Source organism: Methylocystis sp. JAN1 (genome assembly GCF_052186135.1).
Lineage (GTDB): Bacteria > Pseudomonadota > Alphaproteobacteria > Rhizobiales > Beijerinckiaceae > Methylocystis.
In genome coordinates, this window is the sequence record NZ_CP181499.1 from 3,463,809 (window position 1) to 3,481,762 (window position 17,954).

General features: G+C 62.7%; 15 protein-coding genes, 1 pseudogene and 1 riboswitch. Of the genes and pseudogenes, 13 read left to right on the plus strand and 3 right to left on the minus strand.

Features of this window, described 5'->3' with window-relative positions:
- Positions 1-213: 213 nt before the first annotated feature.
- Complete coding sequence (locus ACNHKD_RS16555; RefSeq protein ID WP_442754582.1) at positions 214-507, minus strand: hypothetical protein; 294 nt, start codon at positions 505-507, stop codon at positions 214-216.
- A gap of 1,176 nt (positions 508-1,683) precedes the next feature.
- Positions 1,684-1,746, plus strand: a riboswitch (Fluoride riboswitch).
- A 534-nt stretch (positions 1,747-2,280) separates the two neighbouring features.
- On the opposite strand from ACNHKD_RS16555, the gene ACNHKD_RS16560 reads away from it, so the two are divergent.
- The 10 genes and pseudogenes from ACNHKD_RS16560 to ACNHKD_RS16605 all read left to right on the plus strand — a co-directional run bounded on the left by ACNHKD_RS16560 (position 2,281) and on the right by ACNHKD_RS16605 (position 12,092).
- The gene (locus ACNHKD_RS16560; RefSeq protein ID WP_442754583.1) at positions 2,281-3,834 is read left to right on the plus strand and encodes an efflux transporter outer membrane subunit; all 1,554 of its coding nucleotides are present in this window, start codon (positions 2,281-2,283) and stop codon (positions 3,832-3,834) included.
- Between the two features lie 28 nt (positions 3,835-3,862).
- Positions 3,863-5,074, plus strand: coding sequence for an HlyD family efflux transporter periplasmic adaptor subunit (locus ACNHKD_RS16565; protein WP_442754584.1), 1,212 nt, complete (start codon positions 3,863-3,865; stop codon positions 5,072-5,074).
- Positions 5,075-5,187: 113 nt separating this feature from the next.
- A complete protein-coding gene (locus ACNHKD_RS16570; RefSeq protein ID WP_442754585.1) occupies positions 5,188-6,219 on the plus strand; it encodes a bile acid:sodium symporter family protein in 1,032 nt (343 codons plus the stop codon).
- A gap of 39 nt (positions 6,220-6,258) precedes the next feature.
- Entirely contained in the window at positions 6,259-6,693 is a 435-nt protein-coding gene (locus ACNHKD_RS16575; protein ID WP_442754586.1) for an EamA family transporter, read from the plus strand.
- A gap of 71 nt (positions 6,694-6,764) precedes the next feature.
- Positions 6,765-7,991: a cation:proton antiporter gene (locus ACNHKD_RS16580; protein ID WP_442754587.1), complete on the plus strand. Its 1,227-nt coding sequence runs from the start codon at positions 6,765-6,767 to the stop codon at positions 7,989-7,991.
- A gap of 77 nt (positions 7,992-8,068) precedes the next feature.
- Positions 8,069-8,236, plus strand: a pseudogene (gene eno / locus ACNHKD_RS16585) (phosphopyruvate hydratase); the annotation flags it as partial.
- A gap of 62 nt (positions 8,237-8,298) precedes the next feature.
- Complete coding sequence (locus ACNHKD_RS16590) at positions 8,299-8,448, plus strand: hypothetical protein (protein ID WP_442756922.1); 150 nt, start codon at positions 8,299-8,301, stop codon at positions 8,446-8,448.
- 341 nt (positions 8,449-8,789) lie between these two features.
- Positions 8,790-10,451 (plus strand): Na/Pi cotransporter family protein, encoded by a 1,662-nt coding sequence (locus ACNHKD_RS16595; protein ID WP_442754588.1) that lies wholly within the window; start codon positions 8,790-8,792, stop codon positions 10,449-10,451.
- Positions 10,452-10,699: 248 nt separating this feature from the next.
- Positions 10,700-11,614 carry an isoaspartyl peptidase/L-asparaginase family protein gene (locus tag ACNHKD_RS16600; RefSeq protein WP_442754589.1) on the plus strand — a complete coding sequence of 305 codons (915 nt, stop codon included), beginning with the start codon at positions 10,700-10,702 and terminating at the stop codon, positions 11,612-11,614.
- A gap of 61 nt (positions 11,615-11,675) precedes the next feature.
- Positions 11,676-12,092, plus strand: a complete 417-nt coding sequence (locus ACNHKD_RS16605; RefSeq protein ID WP_442754590.1) for a DUF2267 domain-containing protein — start codon at positions 11,676-11,678, stop codon at positions 12,090-12,092.
- A 41-nt stretch (positions 12,093-12,133) separates the two neighbouring features.
- Here ACNHKD_RS16605 and ACNHKD_RS16610 read toward each other — a convergent pair whose 3' ends face one another.
- The gene (locus ACNHKD_RS16610) at positions 12,134-12,421 is read right to left on the minus strand and encodes a hypothetical protein (protein WP_442754591.1); all 288 of its coding nucleotides are present in this window, start codon (positions 12,419-12,421) and stop codon (positions 12,134-12,136) included.
- 321 nt (positions 12,422-12,742) lie between these two features.
- Here ACNHKD_RS16610 and ACNHKD_RS16615 point away from each other — a divergent pair, with 321 nt between their 5' ends.
- From ACNHKD_RS16615 to ACNHKD_RS16625, 3 genes are read left to right on the plus strand one after another with little or no spacing between them, the layout of a single operon-like run.
- Positions 12,743-13,675: a polyprenyl synthetase family protein gene (locus ACNHKD_RS16615; RefSeq protein ID WP_442754592.1), complete on the plus strand. Its 933-nt coding sequence runs from the start codon at positions 12,743-12,745 to the stop codon at positions 13,673-13,675.
- 10 nt (positions 13,676-13,685) lie between these two features.
- Positions 13,686-14,438, plus strand: coding sequence for a DUF1345 domain-containing protein (locus ACNHKD_RS16620; protein ID WP_442754593.1), 753 nt, complete (start codon positions 13,686-13,688; stop codon positions 14,436-14,438).
- Entirely contained in the window at positions 14,438-15,727 is a 1,290-nt protein-coding gene (locus ACNHKD_RS16625; RefSeq protein WP_442754594.1) for an MFS transporter, read from the plus strand. Before ACNHKD_RS16620 ends, ACNHKD_RS16625 begins: the two co-directional genes overlap by 1 nt.
- 77 nt (positions 15,728-15,804) lie before the next feature.
- On the opposite strand, the gene rpoD is transcribed toward ACNHKD_RS16625, so the two are convergent.
- A complete protein-coding gene (gene rpoD / locus ACNHKD_RS16630; RefSeq protein WP_442754595.1) occupies positions 15,805-17,814 on the minus strand; it encodes an RNA polymerase sigma factor RpoD in 2,010 nt (669 codons plus the stop codon).
- Positions 17,815-17,954 lie beyond the last annotated feature (140 nt).

A 17,954-nucleotide genomic window follows, 5' to 3' on the forward strand; every position in this document is an offset into this window, starting at 1 on the left:
TGAATCAGATGGAAAGACAGCCTGCCGCTTTTCCGGCAGGCTGTCGAATTTTCCTTAAAAGGCCGCGTTGAACAGGGATTTTACCCACCCGCCCGACAGCACTTTGCCATCCGGCTCCCTGTTTTCCTATTCGCGGAAATCCGAATTGACGCCGGCCGAAACATACCCTTCGGAACCTTCGACACACATAACCCTGACTGATTCGAGAAGCCGTTAGACGCACGATGACGTCACCACGGCGGCCGCCGCTGCGAAATGCTCTTCAACTTCAAGCATCCGCCGCTGAGGCGCCTCCCCCGATCCGGTTTTGCGCAGCTCTTCGCTGGCGGCGCTGTACACGATCTCGGCAAAAGCCAACCGCAAAAGCAGCAGCGCCATCTCCCGCGGGATCGGCTCTTCTGTCATCGTTTCAAAAGACGCCCGCAGTGTTTGACCAAGCTTCTCAAGCATCACGACGGAAACGCGCTCGTCTTCCTGCTGATCGGAAATATCGGTGGAGGGTTGCATCTGCGCCTCCTTTGCGACCGCCTTCCGGGGTCAACAATCGCGCGCGTAGGTAGTTCCCGAAGGCGGTGCAAAAAAAGACGAGCGTGAGCTTACCCGCCGACATGCCCACAATCCGCTTATTGCGCGTGCGAAGATCGGCAAGTCTAGCCTTCGACGCATAGGCCGCCGGGGCGCTTCTCACGCGCCTGCGATTGACGCTCGCTCAACGCGCAACCTTGTCTTCAGGTTCTGCGTTTCCTGAGCGATAGCATCCGTGTGGGCGCGCCGATGATCGAACATGCGATTGCCGTGGCCGGCTTGATAATTGGCACATGCTTGGTCATGCGGATCATGCTGAACGCTAAGCCATAGCTGGCGATCAAACACGCCGTCGCCAACTCGTCCGCCGTACTCCGCCGTTAAGTCGATCAAGGTCGGCTTGCGCGCAATCCTGCTTTTTTGATTGGCAGGCCTAGTTAACAGGAGGCTGGCGCGGATGCAGGAGGGTCACAATGCGGAAATCGGCTCTCGTCTCGTTTGGGCTGGCGGCTCTGCTTTTGACGACCGAGGCCGGTTGGGGACGCGGCTTTGGAGGCGGTGGCGGCGGATTTGGAGGCGGCGGGTTTGGAAGAGGCGGGTTTGGAGGCGGCGGGTTTGGAAGAGGCGGGTTTGGAAGAGGCGGGTTTGGTTTTCGCGGCTTTGGCGCCGGCCATGGCTTCATGCTCCGCGGGACGGGTTTTGGCCGCTTCGGTAACTTTGGATTCGGCCGCGGCGGATTCGGAGGCCTTGCCGGAATAGGCAGGAACAGAGGCGGCAATTACTTTGGCTGGTACCCCTGGTTGTATGGTGGATATCCCTACGATCAGCCGCAGATGGTCTACGATCCCTCGACCAGCGTCTTTGTGAGAGCGCCGGCGGCGCCGGCGGCCAGACCGCAAGAATTTGGAAAATTTGTATCGGCGCCCAAGGGTTCGAGATCGTCGATCGCCAGCGCGTCTTTCGGATGCCGCCACGGACATACGATCAGGCTTGAAAGCGATCAGGGATCAAGACCGGCGACAATCGCGTGCGTCAGCCCGTAACGGCGCGCCGGGAAGGCAAATCTGCTTGAGCGCCGGGCCTTGAGCCCCGGCCCGGTTGTTAACGCCCAGTCCTTGGCGGCGGCAGTTGACAAGACCACAAGCGTCCGATTTATCTAATTAGAAAGGCGATGGAGTTCGCCTTGTAACCGCCCTTGGGGCTGATGACTCCTGCTTGCGACCGCACGCTAGGAGTCCGCCTTGAAAATTCCCTTACTTGCCTTGCGCCGCCAATCGCACGGGTTTCACCCGGCGAGCCCGAGTGGTCAGGAGATCGGTCCATGACCGGTCAGGACGAAGATCGCCCGAGAGGCTGGCGGCTTTTATCATTCGATGCAGCGCTGGGGGGCGGCAACGCCGTCGCCCCCTGCAAACTACCCGGATACACGGTTCTTGCGCCCTGCGCGGCCGGAAGTCTTTCCGTCGCTCGGCCTCCTTCCCCGGTTCATGGACAAGCTCGAAAAAGCGGGGATGAGTCGGTCCGTCGCGAGCGCGCAAATCTCGCGCATTTTTCGGAATCAGGCTCTGCTCATGGGTCTCGGCGGCGCGTTCCTCGTGGCGGCCTTCGTCTTTTTCAGCCTCGCCATTTTCGTCCGGTTGGCCCGTGGCGTCCCACCGAAGAATCCGGAGCCAAAGCCGAGCATCGAATTGCTGCGCGCCGAGGAGCTCATGGAGCAGCCTCGATGGCTTGGCCGAGCGCAACCGCGGTGCTGCGATGAATTTAAGATTACAACGAAGCGTTCCCTTCGCCGCGGCCGTTGCGTCCCTGGGCGGATGCGCGCCAACGACGATGGCCGAGCGCGCCGAGTTCATGGCTCCGCCGGTAATGACCAGAACCGTCGCAACCTCCGGCGTCAAAGTTGGACCGGGAGCGAAGTCGTGGCCCGGCCAACAGTGGTGGCGCGCGTTCGGTAACGCCGAGCTGGATTCGCTCGTCGGGAGAGCGCTCGAAAACAATCAGGGCCTGAGAAAAGCTGCCGACACGTTGAAGGAGGCGGAGGCGAACATCGAAATCGAGGGCTCTCGTCTGACCCCTTACGTCGAAGCCGATCTCTCATACAAGCAGTATCGCTACGCGGAGCACGGCGTCGCAGCCGGTCTCAATCCCAAACAGGCAGGTCTGGAAAAATCCGCCGCCTTTCTGAATCCGCTTTCTGCGAAATGGGAGCTGGATTTCTGGGGCAGGAATCGGGCGCTGCTGGATGCGTCTATCGGAGAGGCTCTGGCTAAGGAAGGCGAGTTGGAACAGAGTCGCCTGCTCCTGACGACTGGCGTCGCTCGAGCCTATCTTCGAGGATACGTTTTCGCCAATCAGCAGAAAATCGCGACGCAGCTCACCGGCCTACGCCAAGAGGTGCGCAAGCTCGCTGAAACCCGCTATCAAACTGGGCTCGACACCCTCGACAGCGTCCAGATCGCGCGCTCGAACGAGGAAACGGCCGTACGGCGCGTCGCCTCGCTCAGGGCGGCGATTTCCATACAGGAGAATGCGCTTTCGCGGTTCATCGGAGAGGGTCCCGACGCTGCTCGGGACCTCTTTTCGGCAAGGAAGAAGGTGGCGCTGGCGCAGCCGTCGATGCCCAAGCGCCTGCCGATCGAGCTGCTCATCCACCGGCCGGACCTCGCGGCGGCGCTTCACCGCGCAGAAGCCGCGGCGGATCGCATCCATGTCGCCAAGGCGATGTTTCTTCCCTCCGTCGACCTCTCCGTTTCGGCCGGCCTGGAAGCTTCGGTCAGTTCAAGTCAGTTCGCCCTTCTGGGAGGCTACCTCTTCAATCCGGGGGCCATGACGTACAGCGTCACCCCAGGCCTGCATTTGCCGATTTTCCAGGGTGGAAGGCTGACCGGCAACCTGGAGGTCCAGCGCTCGGAATACGACCAGGCGGTCGACACCTATAACGAAACGCTTCTCGCGGCCGCCCAGCAGGTCGCCGACGCGCTCGCCAACCTTAAACGCAGTCGGACCGAATATGAGGCGCAGGCTCGATTCCTGCGGCAGCGGCGGACGGCTGTCCAACTCGCGCAGACACGTTTTCGCGAGGGGTTGAGGGATCGTCGGGAAGTCATCCAGGAATACGCCGATCTCCTCGATGCAAGCTTTATCCAGCTCGGTCTGGAGGGCGACCGGCTCGTCGCCGCCGTCGATCTCTATCAGGCGCTCGGCGGCGGATATGCCGACGGCCCGTCCCTATCCGAACCGAAACCTGCGCCCGAGACCGATCCGATCACTCCTGTCGTTGACGCGATACAAATGGTCACCGGCGGCTGACGCCACGGAACCCCTAACAGGCGATTGAATGTCACATCCTCGCAAGACCATTCGCGCAAAGCGAACTTTTCTGCTCAGGCTCGTATTCGCCGGCGTCGTCATCGGCGTGTCGGCGGCGCTATTTCGCTGGCTCGCCTATGACAGGAACTGGGTGACGACCGACAATGCTTTCGTAACCGGGAACATCATTCCCGTCCAGGCCGACGCCACCGGCGTCGTGGCGAAGGTCCTCGCCGAAGAGACGCAGATGGTCGAGACGGGCGACGTGCTGGTACGGCTCGACGCGCAACGCGCGCAAGCCGCGCTAGGCCAGGCGGAAGCCGAGCTTGCGCGAGCGGTACGAAATGTCGGCGCCCTTTTCGCATCGCGCCGGCAGGCCTGCCAGAAGATCACGGCGCGAACGGCGATCCGGGAGCGGACGCTTCACGACCTCTCACGTTACAAGCAAGCGTCCCTCAACGGCGCCGCATCCAGGCAGCTCCTGCAAAATACCGAGGATCAGCTCGCGGCGCAGGACGCGGACGTGAAGGAGGCTCGGGCCGAATTCCAGGCCGTGCAGGCGAGAGTCGGGGGCGTTTCTCTTATCAACCACCCCGACGTGGAGGCCGCCAAGGCGCGCTTTAACGAAGCCTATGTCGAGTTCGTTCGCCAGAATATTCGAGCGCCCGCATCGGGCTACGTCGCCAAACGACGCGTGCAGGTCGGCCAACGGGTGCGTCCCGGCGATCCCATCATGAATATTGTCCCGCTGGATCATCTCTGGGTCGAGGCGAATCTCTGGGAAAACCGGATGGAAAAGGTGCGTCCCGGTCAGGCGGCCGTCATCAGGACCGACCTCTATGGATCGGGCGAGACATATCGCGGCGTTGTGCAGGGACTTGTGCCGGGCTCAGGCAGCGTCTTCGCTACGCTCCCGCCGGACAACGCGACCGGTAATTTCATCCGAATCGTACAGAGGGTTCCCGTTCGCATTTCGCTCGACCCCGAAGAGCTGAAACAAAAGCCGTTACGGCCTGGTCTCTCAACGGTCGCGTCGATCAATGTCGGCGCGCCGGTTGCGAAGCAACCGAATGACTCCATCGTGAGAACCGCCGCAAGCGAGTATTCGACGGATGTCTATGAAAAAGACCTTGCGGAAGCAAAGGCGCATGCCGATGATATCGTCAGAAAAAACATCGTTCGCGAAGCCGCAGAGACAGATTCGCGTTGTCTCGCCGAACGGGAAGTTAGCGCTCGATGATCATTCGGCAGCCCCTTCCGCTCCGAGATTTGCGCCGGCCCGCTTGTTAACGCGGCTTGAGGAAAGGCTCGAAGATGACAGCATATGGAAAACCCGCAGGCATAGTTCATTTTTTGCATAAGTATTTCATTTGGTTGATCGTCCTCTCCTATCTTGCCGCGGCGCTGCTTCCGCAGTTTGGTCTCTGGATACGCAAGGTGGAATTCGGCGGCGCGGCTACGCCTCTTGGAGACATCAAACTCAATCTGCCGCCGCTCATGCTCGCGGCGCTTTTGTTCAACGCCGGCCTAGGAGTTTCGCTCAAGGAGCTTCGGAACGCGCGGCATAAAGCGGGGATGATTTTCGCTGGTCTCTTCGCGAATGTTGCAGCCCCCTTGAGCATGATTCTCGCGATCAGCGCCACGATGACGTTCTGGCATAGCCCGGAAGAGACGCAGCAATTATTGGTCGGCGTTGCGCTAGTCGCCGCGATGCCGATCGCCGGAGCATCGACCGCATGGGCGCAAAACGCGAGCGGAAGCCTTGTTCTGAGTCTCGGCCTGGTTCTGGCCACGACGCTGCTCAGTCCGCTTACGACGCCTCTTGTTCTTCATTCCGTCGGGCTTCTGACCACCGGCGACTATTCGGAAGATTTGCATGAGCTGGCGTCGGGCGAAGCCATGTCCTTTCTCGGAGCCTGGGTGATTTTGCCCTCGTTGGCCGGAATCGCCTGCCGGGCGCTTCTCGGAGACCTCCGCTTCGCGCAAATGCTTCCCTATGTGAAAGTTCTCAACTTTCTCGTTCTCATCCTTTTAAACTACTCGAATGCGACTCTCGTTTTGCCCCAGGTCGTATCGGCGCCCGACGGCGATTTTCTGCTGATCGTCGCCTTGATTGTATGTCTGCTTTGCATCGCGGGGTTTGGCGGAGGATACCTGCTTTCGCGAGTCATGAATGCAAACCGCGCCGACACGGCGTCCCTCATGTTTGGACTCGGCATGAACAATAATGGCTCGGGCCTGGTGCTCGCCTCGGTCGCGCTCGCGGATCATCCGCAAGTGATGCTGCCGATCATATTCTACAATCTTGTCCAGCACCTTTTCGCCTCGACCGTCGATAACGGTTTGATGCGTCTTCGCGGATCCGTTGTCGGACGAGAAAAATAAGTCGTGCGAACGTTCGTGAAGATAAGGTGAGGATTTCTTATGAATCTTCTCGATTCCTGGCAACTCTGGGCGCTTCTTTCAGCGGCCTTCGCCGCGCTGACGGCCATCTTCGCGAAGATCGGCGTCGAACACGTCAATTCGGATTTTGCGACTTTCATCCGCACCGTCGTCATCTTGTGCGCGCTGGCCGCATTCCTCTTCGCCACGGACCAATGGAAGCCGCTTGGGTCCATTTCCGGACGAACCTACTTCTTTTTGCTCTTGTCGGGGCTCGCGACTGGCGCTTCCTGGGTTTGCTACTTTCGAGCTCTGAAGCTCGGCAATGCAGGGCAAGTCGCGCCTGTCGATAAACTGAGCGTCGTGCTCGTCGCCGTCTTCGGGACGCTTTTTCTCGCCGAACGCCTCTCTCCGAGAAATTGGATCGGCGTCGGCTTTATCGCGGTCGGCGCGGTTCTAGTCGCTCATAAGAGCTGACGCTCGGCTTGCCGGACAGGCTGGGAAGGTTTCATCAAAGCGCTGCGCAACAAGAAAAGGGAGGAATCGAGATGGCAGGAATTTGGGGGCAGGTCGCCCTTGTGTTCGGCTTGGCGCTCGTCGCAAGCATGATCGCGCACCGCTACCGACTGTCGACGGCGCTGGTCGAGATTATTGTCGGCATGGTCGCGGGTTCGACGCTCGCCGTCTTCGGAGCATATTCCGCCTTCGCCGTGCAGGAGCCCTGGGTCAAGGCGCTCGCGGGAACCGGCGCCATTCTCCTCACCTTTCTGGCCGGCGCCGAACTTGATCCCGATGTCTTTCGACTGAAATGGAAAGAGGCGGCGGCCATCGGGACTGCAAGCTTCCTCCTACCCTCGGTCGGATGCTGGGCGGCCGCGCATTACCTCCTCGGTTGGGAGAATGCGCCGGCGCTTCTTGCGGGGATCGCAATGGCCGCAACCTCCGTCGCGGTCGTCTACACCGTCATGATGGAATACGGCTTCAACCGCGTCGAGTACGGAAAGACGATTCTCGCCGCTTGTTTCATCACCGATCTCGGCACAGTCGTCACCCTGGGACTCGTATTCGCGCCTTTCACTTGGAAGACCCTGCTATTTGCGGCTGTTCTCGCCGCCGCCTTCGTCGGGTTACCGAGAATTACGCCGAGGGCCTACGCATTGTTTGGAGGAAGGCCCTCCGAATTTGAAGCGAAGTTCCTGCTTTTTTCACTGATGGGGCTCGGCTCTCTCGCGGTCTGGGCAGGCAGCGAGGCTGTTTTGCCCGCCTATTTAATTGGAATGGCGCTTGCCGGCAGCGTCGGTCGGGATGCGGCTCTCGTGAAACGCCTGCGCGCTATCACGATCGGCCTGCTCACGCCGTTCTATTTTGTGCGGGCCGGCTATTTCGTCTCCATTCCGACGGTGATTATGGCTCCATTTGGCGTCATCGCTTTTCTCGTTGTCGAAATTGGCGCGAAGGTCGCCAGCGTTTACCCCGTCGCAAGAGCGTTCGACGCGCCGCATAAAGACGCGATGTATACAACGCTCCTGATGGCTTCCGGCCTCACATTCGGAACGATCTCCGCATTGTTTGGACTCTCGAACAAAATTATCGACGACGCTCAATACTCGACGCTCGTCGCCGCGATCATCGGCACCGCGGTGCTTCCGACTCTAATCGCGAACAAGTTTTATCTCCCGCGCCATCTCCTTCCGAAGGATGAGGCGGCGTTGCATTCGCCGACCCATGAGATGGAGGTCGAGAAGGCGCTCGAAGACTCCGAAGTTCGCTCCTGAGCCGAAAGGGCAGGCCATGTCGAAGATCGAAAAGGTCCACGCGCTCGAAATTCTGGACTCGCGCGGGAAAGGGAGGGGCGCGGGCGGCGGATAAGGCGGCGAATCTGCCGCTCTACGCCTATCTTGGCGGCCCCGGCGCGACGCGCCTCCCCGTTCCGATGATGAACATCATTAACGGCGGAAAGCACGCGCATAACTCGATCGATTTTCAGGAATTCATGGTCATGCCGGTCGGCGCGCCCACCTTCTCGGCCGAGACGGAAGACGCATTTATCGCCGACTTTGCCGTCGCTAGGGCGGAGGCCAAATTAAGACCGGCTCGGCCTGTCCAAGCGAGCGGATCGCAAAATATGCCGGCCTGGTGGAAAACGAGGTGGAACCCGGCGACTTTCGCCTCGCCCTTCGCCTAGATCGCGCTAGGTTTGGCGAAAGGATCGCCGAGACGCAGAAAACGTGATCGCTTCGCGAAGTTTAGAGCGCGCCTTTTTGCGAAAGGTCGGTATCTGTTTTTTGCGGCGCGCTCCGAGGCTCGGACTATCGATTAAGATGAAAGGCGATGGCGTCCGCGATGCGGAAGCCCCGGATGGGTTCTTGCAGCCCTTCAGCCTCATTCGCGATTGCGTGCGGCTCATCCCGCCATTGACAGGAGCTCGACCTACAAGGATCATAGACTTAAGAGACTACTTCCAATGTGACAATGCGCCGGGCGGCAATCCATCGCAGGAGTAAATCCGCGATTTCTGCCCTCGCGCAGAAATCGGCCGCGGGCCGCCGATCCCAAGATGGAGGTCAGCATCGATGGGCTTTCCCTTAAATCTCGTCGATCTAGCCGGCTTCGTCGCGCTTCTGCTCTGGGGCGCGCATATGGTCCAGACGGGCGTGCAGCGCGCTTTCGGCGCCAATCTCAGAGCGGCGCTCGGGCGCGCGTTGAGGAACCGATTGGGCGCATTCCTCGCCGGTCTTGGCGTCACGTCAATCCTTCAGAGCAGCACCGCCACGGGTCTGATGATCGCCGGCTTTGCGGCGAGCGGCCTTGTCGACCTCGCGCCGGCCCTCGCCGTCATGCTGGGAGCGAATGTTGGCACGACGCTAATCGTGCAACTGCTCTCTTTCAATGTCGCCGCCGTCGCGCCAGTCCTCATCCTGATTGGCGTGCTCATGTTTCGTCGCGATAGCGGCCCGCGCGCCCGCGATGTCGGGCGCGTCTTTACGGGCCTCGGGCTGATGCTTCTCGCGCTCCATCAGTTGTTGGAATTGATGACGAGCTATGAGGACACGCCCAGTTTGAGATTGTTGCTCGGCGCGGCGTCCGCCTCGCCTGTCCTCAATGTCTTGCTGGCGGCGGGCATGACATGGGCGATGCATTCGAGCGTCGCCGTCGTATTGCTGATCATGTCCCTGGCCAGCCGGGGGGTCGTGCCGCCGCTCGCCGCATTCGCCCTCGTCCTCGGGGCCAATCTGGGATCGGCCATCAACCCCGTCCTGGAGGGGCCCGCCGGCAACGATCCCGCCGCCAAGCGCCTCCCGGTTGGGAATCTGTTGATGCGAGTCGCCGGCGTCGCGGTGGCGCTCCTATTCCTCGAACCGATCAGCCGGGAGGTGGTCGCTTACGTCTCGGACAACGGCCGCGCCGTCGCGGACTTTCACACCGTTTTCAACCTTGCCGTCGCCGCGGCGTTCCTGCCGCTGCTGACGCCCTTCGGCGATCTGCTGGGGAAGGCTCTGCCCAAGCAGATCGACCCCGCTGATCCCTCCGTCCCCATATATCTTGACCCTGCCGCCAGGGAGACGCCGATCGTCGCGCTCGGCGCGGCCGCGCGCGAAGCGTTGCGCGTTTCAGATGCGCTGGGCGAGATGCTTTCGGGCGCCAGCCTTGCTTTGTCGGGCGCGGACCGCCGGAAGATCGTCGAAACGCGGAGACGTGACGACGTTCTCGATCGCCTTAATCTCGCGATCAAGGCCTATCTGACGTCGCTTGATCCGGACGAGTTGAACGAGCAGGACCATCGCCGGCTGGATGAGATCCTTCGCTTCACGATGAATCTGGAACAGGCCGGGGACGTGATCGACCGGAGCCTTCTGCCTCACGCCGCGAAACGACTGAAGCGCGGCCTGGTTTTCACGAAGGAAGAACAGGCCGAGATCATCGATCTGATCAATCGCTTATTGTCGAACCTCCAGGCGGCGTCGGCGCTTTTCATGACGGACGACGCGAGAATCGCGCGCAGGCTCGCCAGCGAGAAAGTTGCGTTCCGGGAGGCGGAATCACGAGCGACGACGGCGCATTTCGAGCGGATGAGAGGCGGTCAATTGGACGCCGTGCAGGCCAGCGCGCTCCATCTCGACCTTCTCCGCGACATGAAATCGATAAACAGCCACATCGTGGCCGCCGCCGCTTATCCGGTGCTCGAACGTGAAGGCGAATTATTGCCGAGCCGGATCCTTCCCATCGCTCGATGAGCGTCCGCAAGAAGAAGCAAGACGGCGTTCCGGTCGGAGCGACGCCTGCCAGCTGATGCGGCGGCACGGCGCGCATACATCCGTCGACGGCGTCATCGCGCGAGTTAAATGATAAAAAAGCCGACCGGCCGGCCAGGGCCAGGTTGATGAAGGGAGGCTCCTGGCAGACACTATCCCTTGAAAATGAGCGGCGATAGCGGCGCTCCGCAATCTCCGCCACAACCAGGCCCTTTCTTGAGACCTATCGGATGGCCTACTCGCTGATGATCCATGGCGGCGCCGGCGCGATACGCGCGCCGGAACGCTTTTCCGGCTCGCTGAAACACATCGTCGAGGCCGGCGCCGACATGCTCGCCTCGGGCGCCGGCGCCCTCGACGCCGTCGCGCGCTGCGTCTCGATGCTCGAGGACGATCCGCTCTACAACGCCGGCTGCGGAGCCGTGCTGAACGCCGACGGCGCGGCCTATTGCGACGCCTCCATCATGGACGGGCGGGACCTTTCGGCGGGGGCGGTCGCGGGCGTGCGCGGTCCGCGCAACCCCGTGCTGCTCGCCCGCCTCGTGATGGAAAAGACGCCCCATGTCTTCATGGTCGGCGCGGGCGCCGAGCGCCTCGGCCGGGAGCATGGGCTCGTCTTCGAGAACGAGGCCTATTTCGCCACACCCGAGCGGCTTGCGCAGCTCGCCCGCGCCAAGGCGCGCCATGAAACATCGCTCGATCACGCCGCTACGGCGCATGGCAAGCTCGGCACGGTCGGCGCCGTCGCCCGCGACCAAGCGGGCAATCTCGCAGCCGCGACCTCGACGGGCGGGCTCGTCAACCAGATGAGCGGGCGCGTCGGCGACTCGCCGGTGATCGGCGCCGGCGTCTATGCCGACAACGCTTCCTGCGCCATCTCCTGCACGGGCGTCGGCGAGCAATTCCTGCGCACCGCGCTCGCGCGCACCGCGGCGTTCTTTGTCGAATCGCAGGGAATGGATGCGGAAGCGGCCGCCCGCGAAGCGGTCGCCTATCTGGTTCGCAGAGTCGACGGTTCCGGCGGTCTGATCGTCGTCGACCGCAACGGCCGTTGCGGCGCCGCGCGGTCGACGCCTGGCCTGCTGATGGCGTCGGCGCGGGACGGGCGCATTACGGTCGGCGACGCCGGCCCGCCGGCGGCGTGACGGTTGCCCCCGCCGGCGCGATGCGCGAAAAGGACAGCGCTTTTCCTTTTCGGAGGTGCTCGTGGATCAATGGATTGCTCACATCGCTCATTCCGTCGGAACGGAGCCGGCCATGGCGCGCATTGCGGTCGGCCATGTCTTCGGCTTCCTTCAAAAACGCCATCCGGGACCGGCGGACGAGCTGATCGACAGGATTCCCGGCGCTCGTGAGGCCATTGCCGACGCGGCGGCCGCGCCGCGCAAGAAGAGCATTCTCGGCGGCATGTTGGGCGGCGTCGGCGGCGTGTTGGGCGGGTCCAAGGGCGAGATGCTCGCGCTGACCTCGGAGCTGACGGCGCTGGGCCTGTCGGCCGATCAATTGAAGCGCCTGGCGCACGAAATCTTCGGCGGCGCGGAACTCGTCATCGGCAAGGAAAAGCTGCGCGTCATGACGGACCCGATCCCCGGCCTCTCGGGATTCCTGTGGCCGAACGGATGAGACCAAGAGGCCGCGGAATTTCCGCAGCCTCGATTTTTGCGCTAATTGTAGAAGGCCACGCAGACGCGCTGGCCGTAATAGTCCCACCCCCATTTGGCGCAACGCTGCGGAGGAGCCGTGGCCGCGCCGACGACCGCGCCGGTCGCCGCGCCGACAGCGGCGCCCGCCAGCGTGCCCCCCGCGCGTCCGCCGGAAGCCAGCGCGCCGATGCCGGCGCCGCCCAGACCGCCAATCACGGCGCCGCCTGCGGCGCGTTCGCCTGGCGAGTTGCAGCCCGCTAGCGGCGCCACAATGACGACCGCGGCCGTCAGCAGCAGAATCTTTCTCATACGATGTCTCCTTTCGGGGGCCGACCCTTCATCCCCGCGCTCTTACGCAAGGCTGGAACCCGCCGCGCAGCCAGCCGACGCTGCATCGAGCCGGCGCGAGGATCTGCGCCAGAAAACGCCTCTGACGTCACCGCCAAGTTTAATGAAAGCGCCAGGCGCTTGCTGTCTCAAAAATACAACAGACAGAAAGTTCGGCCCGAGCGACCGTCGCGAAAATGCCCCAAAAGAGCCGCTTCGGCGCTGCGAGGGTCCGGGCGCTTGGGCTTTGTGGCCAAATTTGCTAGCAGCAAACTGTTCCAACGTGGAGAGAAGGAATCGCTGATGGACGTCGCCGCCCACGCCGAGGAGTTTCGCCGCCGCCTGGATGCGGCAGCCGACGCGACGGAGGCTGCGCTCGACGCCTTGCTTGCGCCCGCGGCGCTCCCCGGCGAGATTATCCGCCCCGCCCGGCTGCTCGAAGCGATGCGTTACTCGACCCTCGGCGGCGGCAAGCGGCTGCGGCCGTTCCTCGTCATCGAAAGCGCGCGCCTCTTCGGCGTCGAGGGCGCGAGCGCTATCCGCACGGCCTGCGCGCTGGAGATGATCCACTGCTATTCGCTCGTCCATGACGATCTGCCGGCGATGGACGACGACGATCTCCGACGGGGCCGGCCGACTGCGCACAAGGCCTTCGACGAGGCGACCGCCATTCTTTCGGGCGACGGTCTCCTGACCTATGCTTTCGACGTCCTCGCCGATCCCGCAACCCATTCCGACGGCAATCTGCGCGCGGCGCTCGTCCTCGCGCTCGCCCGAGCCGCCGGCCTTGGCGGCATGGTCGGCGGACAAGCGCTCGATCTTGCGGCTGAGACCGCCGCCGTGCCGCTGAACATCGACGAAACGCTTCAAATGCAGGCGATGAAGACCGGGGCGCTGCTGCGTTTCGCCGTCGACGCCGGCGGCATTCTCGGCGGCGCGACGCCCGCGCAGGCCGATGCCCTGCTGCGCTACGGCAAGGCGCTCGGCGCCGCCTTCCAGGTGGCCGACGACATTCTCGACGCCGAGGGCGACACGGCCGCGCTCGGCAAGCGCGCGGGCAAGGACGCGGAACGCGGCAAGGCGACGCTCGTTGGTCTTCTGGGACTCGCCGGCGCAAAGGCGCGCTGCGAGGCGCTTGTAAGGGAGGCCACAACCGCCTTGCTCGACACAGGACTCGGCGAGAAAACCGACATCCTCGCAGAAGCGGCGCGCTTCGTGGCCGCCCGGCGCAATTAGGCGATGCGAAATGGCGGCGATCGGCCCAGACGCGAAACGACGATCGCCGCGCCCGGCCTTTTGGCGAATCCTGCGGGCGCACTACCGGCTCGTCATATGCGGAGCCGTCGGCGCCGCCTTCGGACTCGGTTTGCCCACGTCGATTGAGCAGCCGGCTGCGGTCTTCGACTGGCTCCCACGCGAATTTGGCGGGGTGACGCGCGGCCTTGCCGGCTGGAACGTCGCCGTCTTTCTTTATCTGATCGCCGCGTCGCGGATCATCCGTCGTTCAACGCATGAATCGATCCGCCAGCGGGCGCTGCTCTCGGACGAAGGCCGGACCGCCGTGCTGTTTCTTACGGCGACGGCGACCTGCGTCGCCATCGGCGCGATCATCGCGGAGCTCGGACAGACAAAAACCCTCTTCGAAGACGAAAAGGTTGCGCATATCGCGCTGGCGGTCGTCACCGTCTTCAGTTCATGGGCGTTCATGCATCTGATCTTCGCCTTCCATTACGCCCACGAATTTTATAGCGAAGCAGATGAAGCGCCCGAAGAAAAGGCGAGCGCCCGTGGGGGCCTGCATTTCCCCAACACGCCGGCGCCGCAATATAGCGATTTCCTGTATTTCTCTTACGTGATCGGCGTCGCCTGCCAGACCGCGGATGTCGAAATCTGCTCAGGCGCCATGCGCAATGTCGCGCTCGTCCATGGCGTCGTGGCCTTTTTCTTCAACACGACCATCCTCGCATTGATGGTGAACATTTCCAGCCAGTTCGTCTGATGCTACACACGCCGAAAATCAGCCTCGGCGAAAAGGCGCGCATTCGCGCAATACTCGTCGGCTCGGTCGGCAATCTCGTCGAGTGGTACGACTTCTACGTCTATTCGGCCTTCTCTCTTTATTTCGCCGACGCCTTCTTCCCAGGCGACGATCCGGTGGCGCAGATGCTGTCGACCTCCGGCGTCTTCGCGCTCGGCTTCTTCATGCGCCCCATCGGCGCCTATGTCTTCGGACGCATCGGCGACGGGCATGGGCGACGGGCGGCGCTCATGCTCTCCGTATTGCTGATGTGCGCGGGCTCGCTCATCATCGCGGTCGTTCCCACCTATGTGACGATCGGAGCCGCCGCCCCCGCCCTGCTCCTCTTCGCACGGCTGTTGCAGGGCGCGAGCCTCGGCGGCGAATATGGATCGAGCGCGACCTATCTCGCGGAGACGGCGACGCCGGCGCGGCGCGGCTTCTATTCCAGCTTTCAATATGTGACGATGATCGCCGGACAGCTCCTTGCGCTCGTCGTGCTGCTCGTGCTGCAAAATCTGTTGCTCGACGACAAGGCGCTTCGCGACTGGGGCTGGCGCATCCCCTTCGCCATCGGCGCGCTCCTCGCCGTCGTCGCGCTGCTCATGCGCCGCGATCTCGCGGAAACCTCCGCCTTCGCGGCGAATCGGAGGGAAACGCGGCGCGGGTCGCTACGCGCGCTTCTCGATCACAAACGCGAGACGGCGACGGTCGTGGGACTGACATTGGGCGGCACGATCGCCTTCTATGTCTACACGACCTACATGCAGAAATTCCTGAAGCTCTCCGCCGGGCTGACCGCGTCGCAGACGACATGGATTTCGGCTGGCTCCCTTCTCTTCGCGCTGGCCCTGCAGCCGGTCTATGGCGCGCTTTCCGACCGCGTCGGCCGCCGACCGATGCTGATCGCCTTCGGCATTCTTGGGACGCTCTTCACCGTCCCCTTGCTGACGGCGATCCGGCAGGCGCGCGACGCCTGGACCGCCTTTATGCTGGTTTGCATCGCCTGGCTGATCGTCGCGCTCTACACTTCGATCAACGCGGTGGTGAAAGCAGAACTCTTCCCCGCCGCCATCCGCGTGACCGGCGTGGCGCTCCCCTATGCGGCGACGGTGTCCGTCTTCGGCGGCTCGGCGGAATATGTCGCCCTGTGGTTCAAGTCGCAGGGCCGCGAGAGCTGGTTCTATTGGTATGCGAGCGCGGCGATCTTTGTGTCGCTGGTCGTCTATGCGACGATGCCGGAGACGAAGGCGCAGTCCCGTATTGAGTGAGTGAAGCGCGCCTGAAGGCGCGCGGTCCAGTGAATCTCCGGACCGCGCGCCTTCAGGCGCGCTTCGCATTTTAAAAGTCAGTTATCCAGGAAGCTCCTCAGCTTCCGGCTCCGGCTCGGATGCTTGAGCTTCCTCAGCGCCTTCGCCTCGATCTGGCGGATGCGTTCGCGGGTCACCGAGAATTGCTGGCCGACTTCCTCCAACGTGTGGTCGGTGTTCATGCCGATGCCGAAGCGCATGCGCAGGACGCGCTCCTCGCGCGGCGTGAGCGATGCCAGCACGCGCGTCGTCGTCTCGCGCAGATTGGACTGGATCGCGGCCTCGATCGGCAGCACGGCGTTCTTGTCCTCGATGAAATCGCCGAGATGCGAATCCTCCTCGTCGCCGATCGGCGTCTCAAGGCTGATCGGCTCCTTGGCGATCTTCAGCACCTTGCGCACCTTTTCGAGCGGCATGGCGAGCTTTTCGGCGAGTTCCTCCGGCGTCGGCTCGCGGCCGATCTCGTGCAGCATCTGGCGCGAGGTGCGCACGATCTTGTTGATCGTCTCGATCATATGCACCGGAATGCGGATCGTGCGCGCCTGATCGGCGATCGAGCGCGTGATCGCCTGGCGGATCCACCAGGTGGCGTAGGTCGAGAATTTGTAGCCGCGACGATATTCGAATTTGTCGACCGCCTTCATCAGGCCGATATTGCCCTCTTGAATAAGGTCGAGGAACTGCAGGCCGCGATTGGTGTATTTCTTGGCGATGGAGATGACGAGGCGCAGATTCGCCTCGACCATTTCCTTTTTCGCCTGACGCGCTTCGCGCTCGCCCTTCTGCACCATGTGCACGATCTTGCGGAACTCGGAAATCTCCAGCCCCGTTTCGGTCGCGAGCGCATGGATTTCCGCGCGCAGATCCTTGATGCGGTCCTTCTCCTCCGCGACAAACTCCTTCCAGCCCCTGGAGCGAAGCTGCGCGACGCGCATCACCCATTTGGGGTCGAGCTCGGAACCGTGGAATTTATCGATGAAGTCCTCGCGGGCGACGCCGTAGCTGTCGGCGAGACGCAGCAGTTTCGTCTCATAGCCGATGAGGCGCTTGTTGATGTCGTAGAGCTGCTCGACCAGCGCCTCGATGCGGTTCTGGTTCAACGAAAGCGACTTGACGTCCGTGACGATCTCTTTCTTGAGCTGCTTGTATTTGCGCTCCTGCGCGGGCGTCAGCGTCTCGTTCTTGAGCTTGTTCTCGACATTCTGGTCCTGAAGGCGGCGCAGCTTCTTATAGGCGTCGGCGACGCGCGCGAAGGTTTCCAGAACCTTCGGCTTCAGCTCGGCCTCCATGGCGGAAAGCGACACGGAATTCTCCATGTCGTCTTCCTCCTCGAACGACTCTTCGGGAGCCGCGCCCTCCGCGATGCCGGCCGGCGGGGTGCGCGGCGCGGTGGCCGGAGCCATCTCCTGGCCCTCCTCGGCGGGCGCCTTGGCGGCGGCCTTGCCGTCCGGGCCGGCATAGGTGGCTTCGAGATCGATGATGTCGCGCAGCAAGACCTTTCCGGCTTCGAGCTCCTCGCGCCAGATGATGATGGCCTGGAAGGTCAGCGGACTCTCGCAGAGACCGGCGATCATCGCCTCGCGGCCGGCTTCGATGCGCTTGGCGATGGCGATCTCGCCCTCGCGCGACAAAAGCTCGACCGAGCCCATCTCGCGCAGATACATGCGCACGGGGTCGTCGGTGCGGTCGGCGGGCTCGGAGGAGCGCGTCGCGACCGCGCTCGAACGCGGGCTCTCGACGAGATCGCCGCCCTCGGCTTCCTCTTCCTCCGCGCTCTGCTCTTCCTCGACGTCATCCGGATCGTCGCCCTCGGAGACGGTGATGCCCATCTCGGAGAGCATGGCGTAGACGTCCTCGATCTGGTCGGAGGAAACCTCCTCCGAGGGCAGAACGGCGTTCAATTCGGCATAAGTGACGAAGCCGCGCTTCTTGGCGAGCTTGATCATCCGCTTGACGGCGGCGTCGTTCAGATCGAGAAGCGGACCGTCGGCGGCGTCTACCGTAGCGGCGCCCTCATTATCGACCTTGTCTTCGTCTTTCTTCGCCATACACAGCTCCACACGGTCCCCGGCGCGCCGCCTCATGGGGCTGCCGAACCGGGCCTCGAATCTGTCGATAATCTTCCGGAGACAGCCAACTCCGGCCCCTCCCCTTCGGCGTGGACGCTCAGCCCGCGCCGATTCTCGTC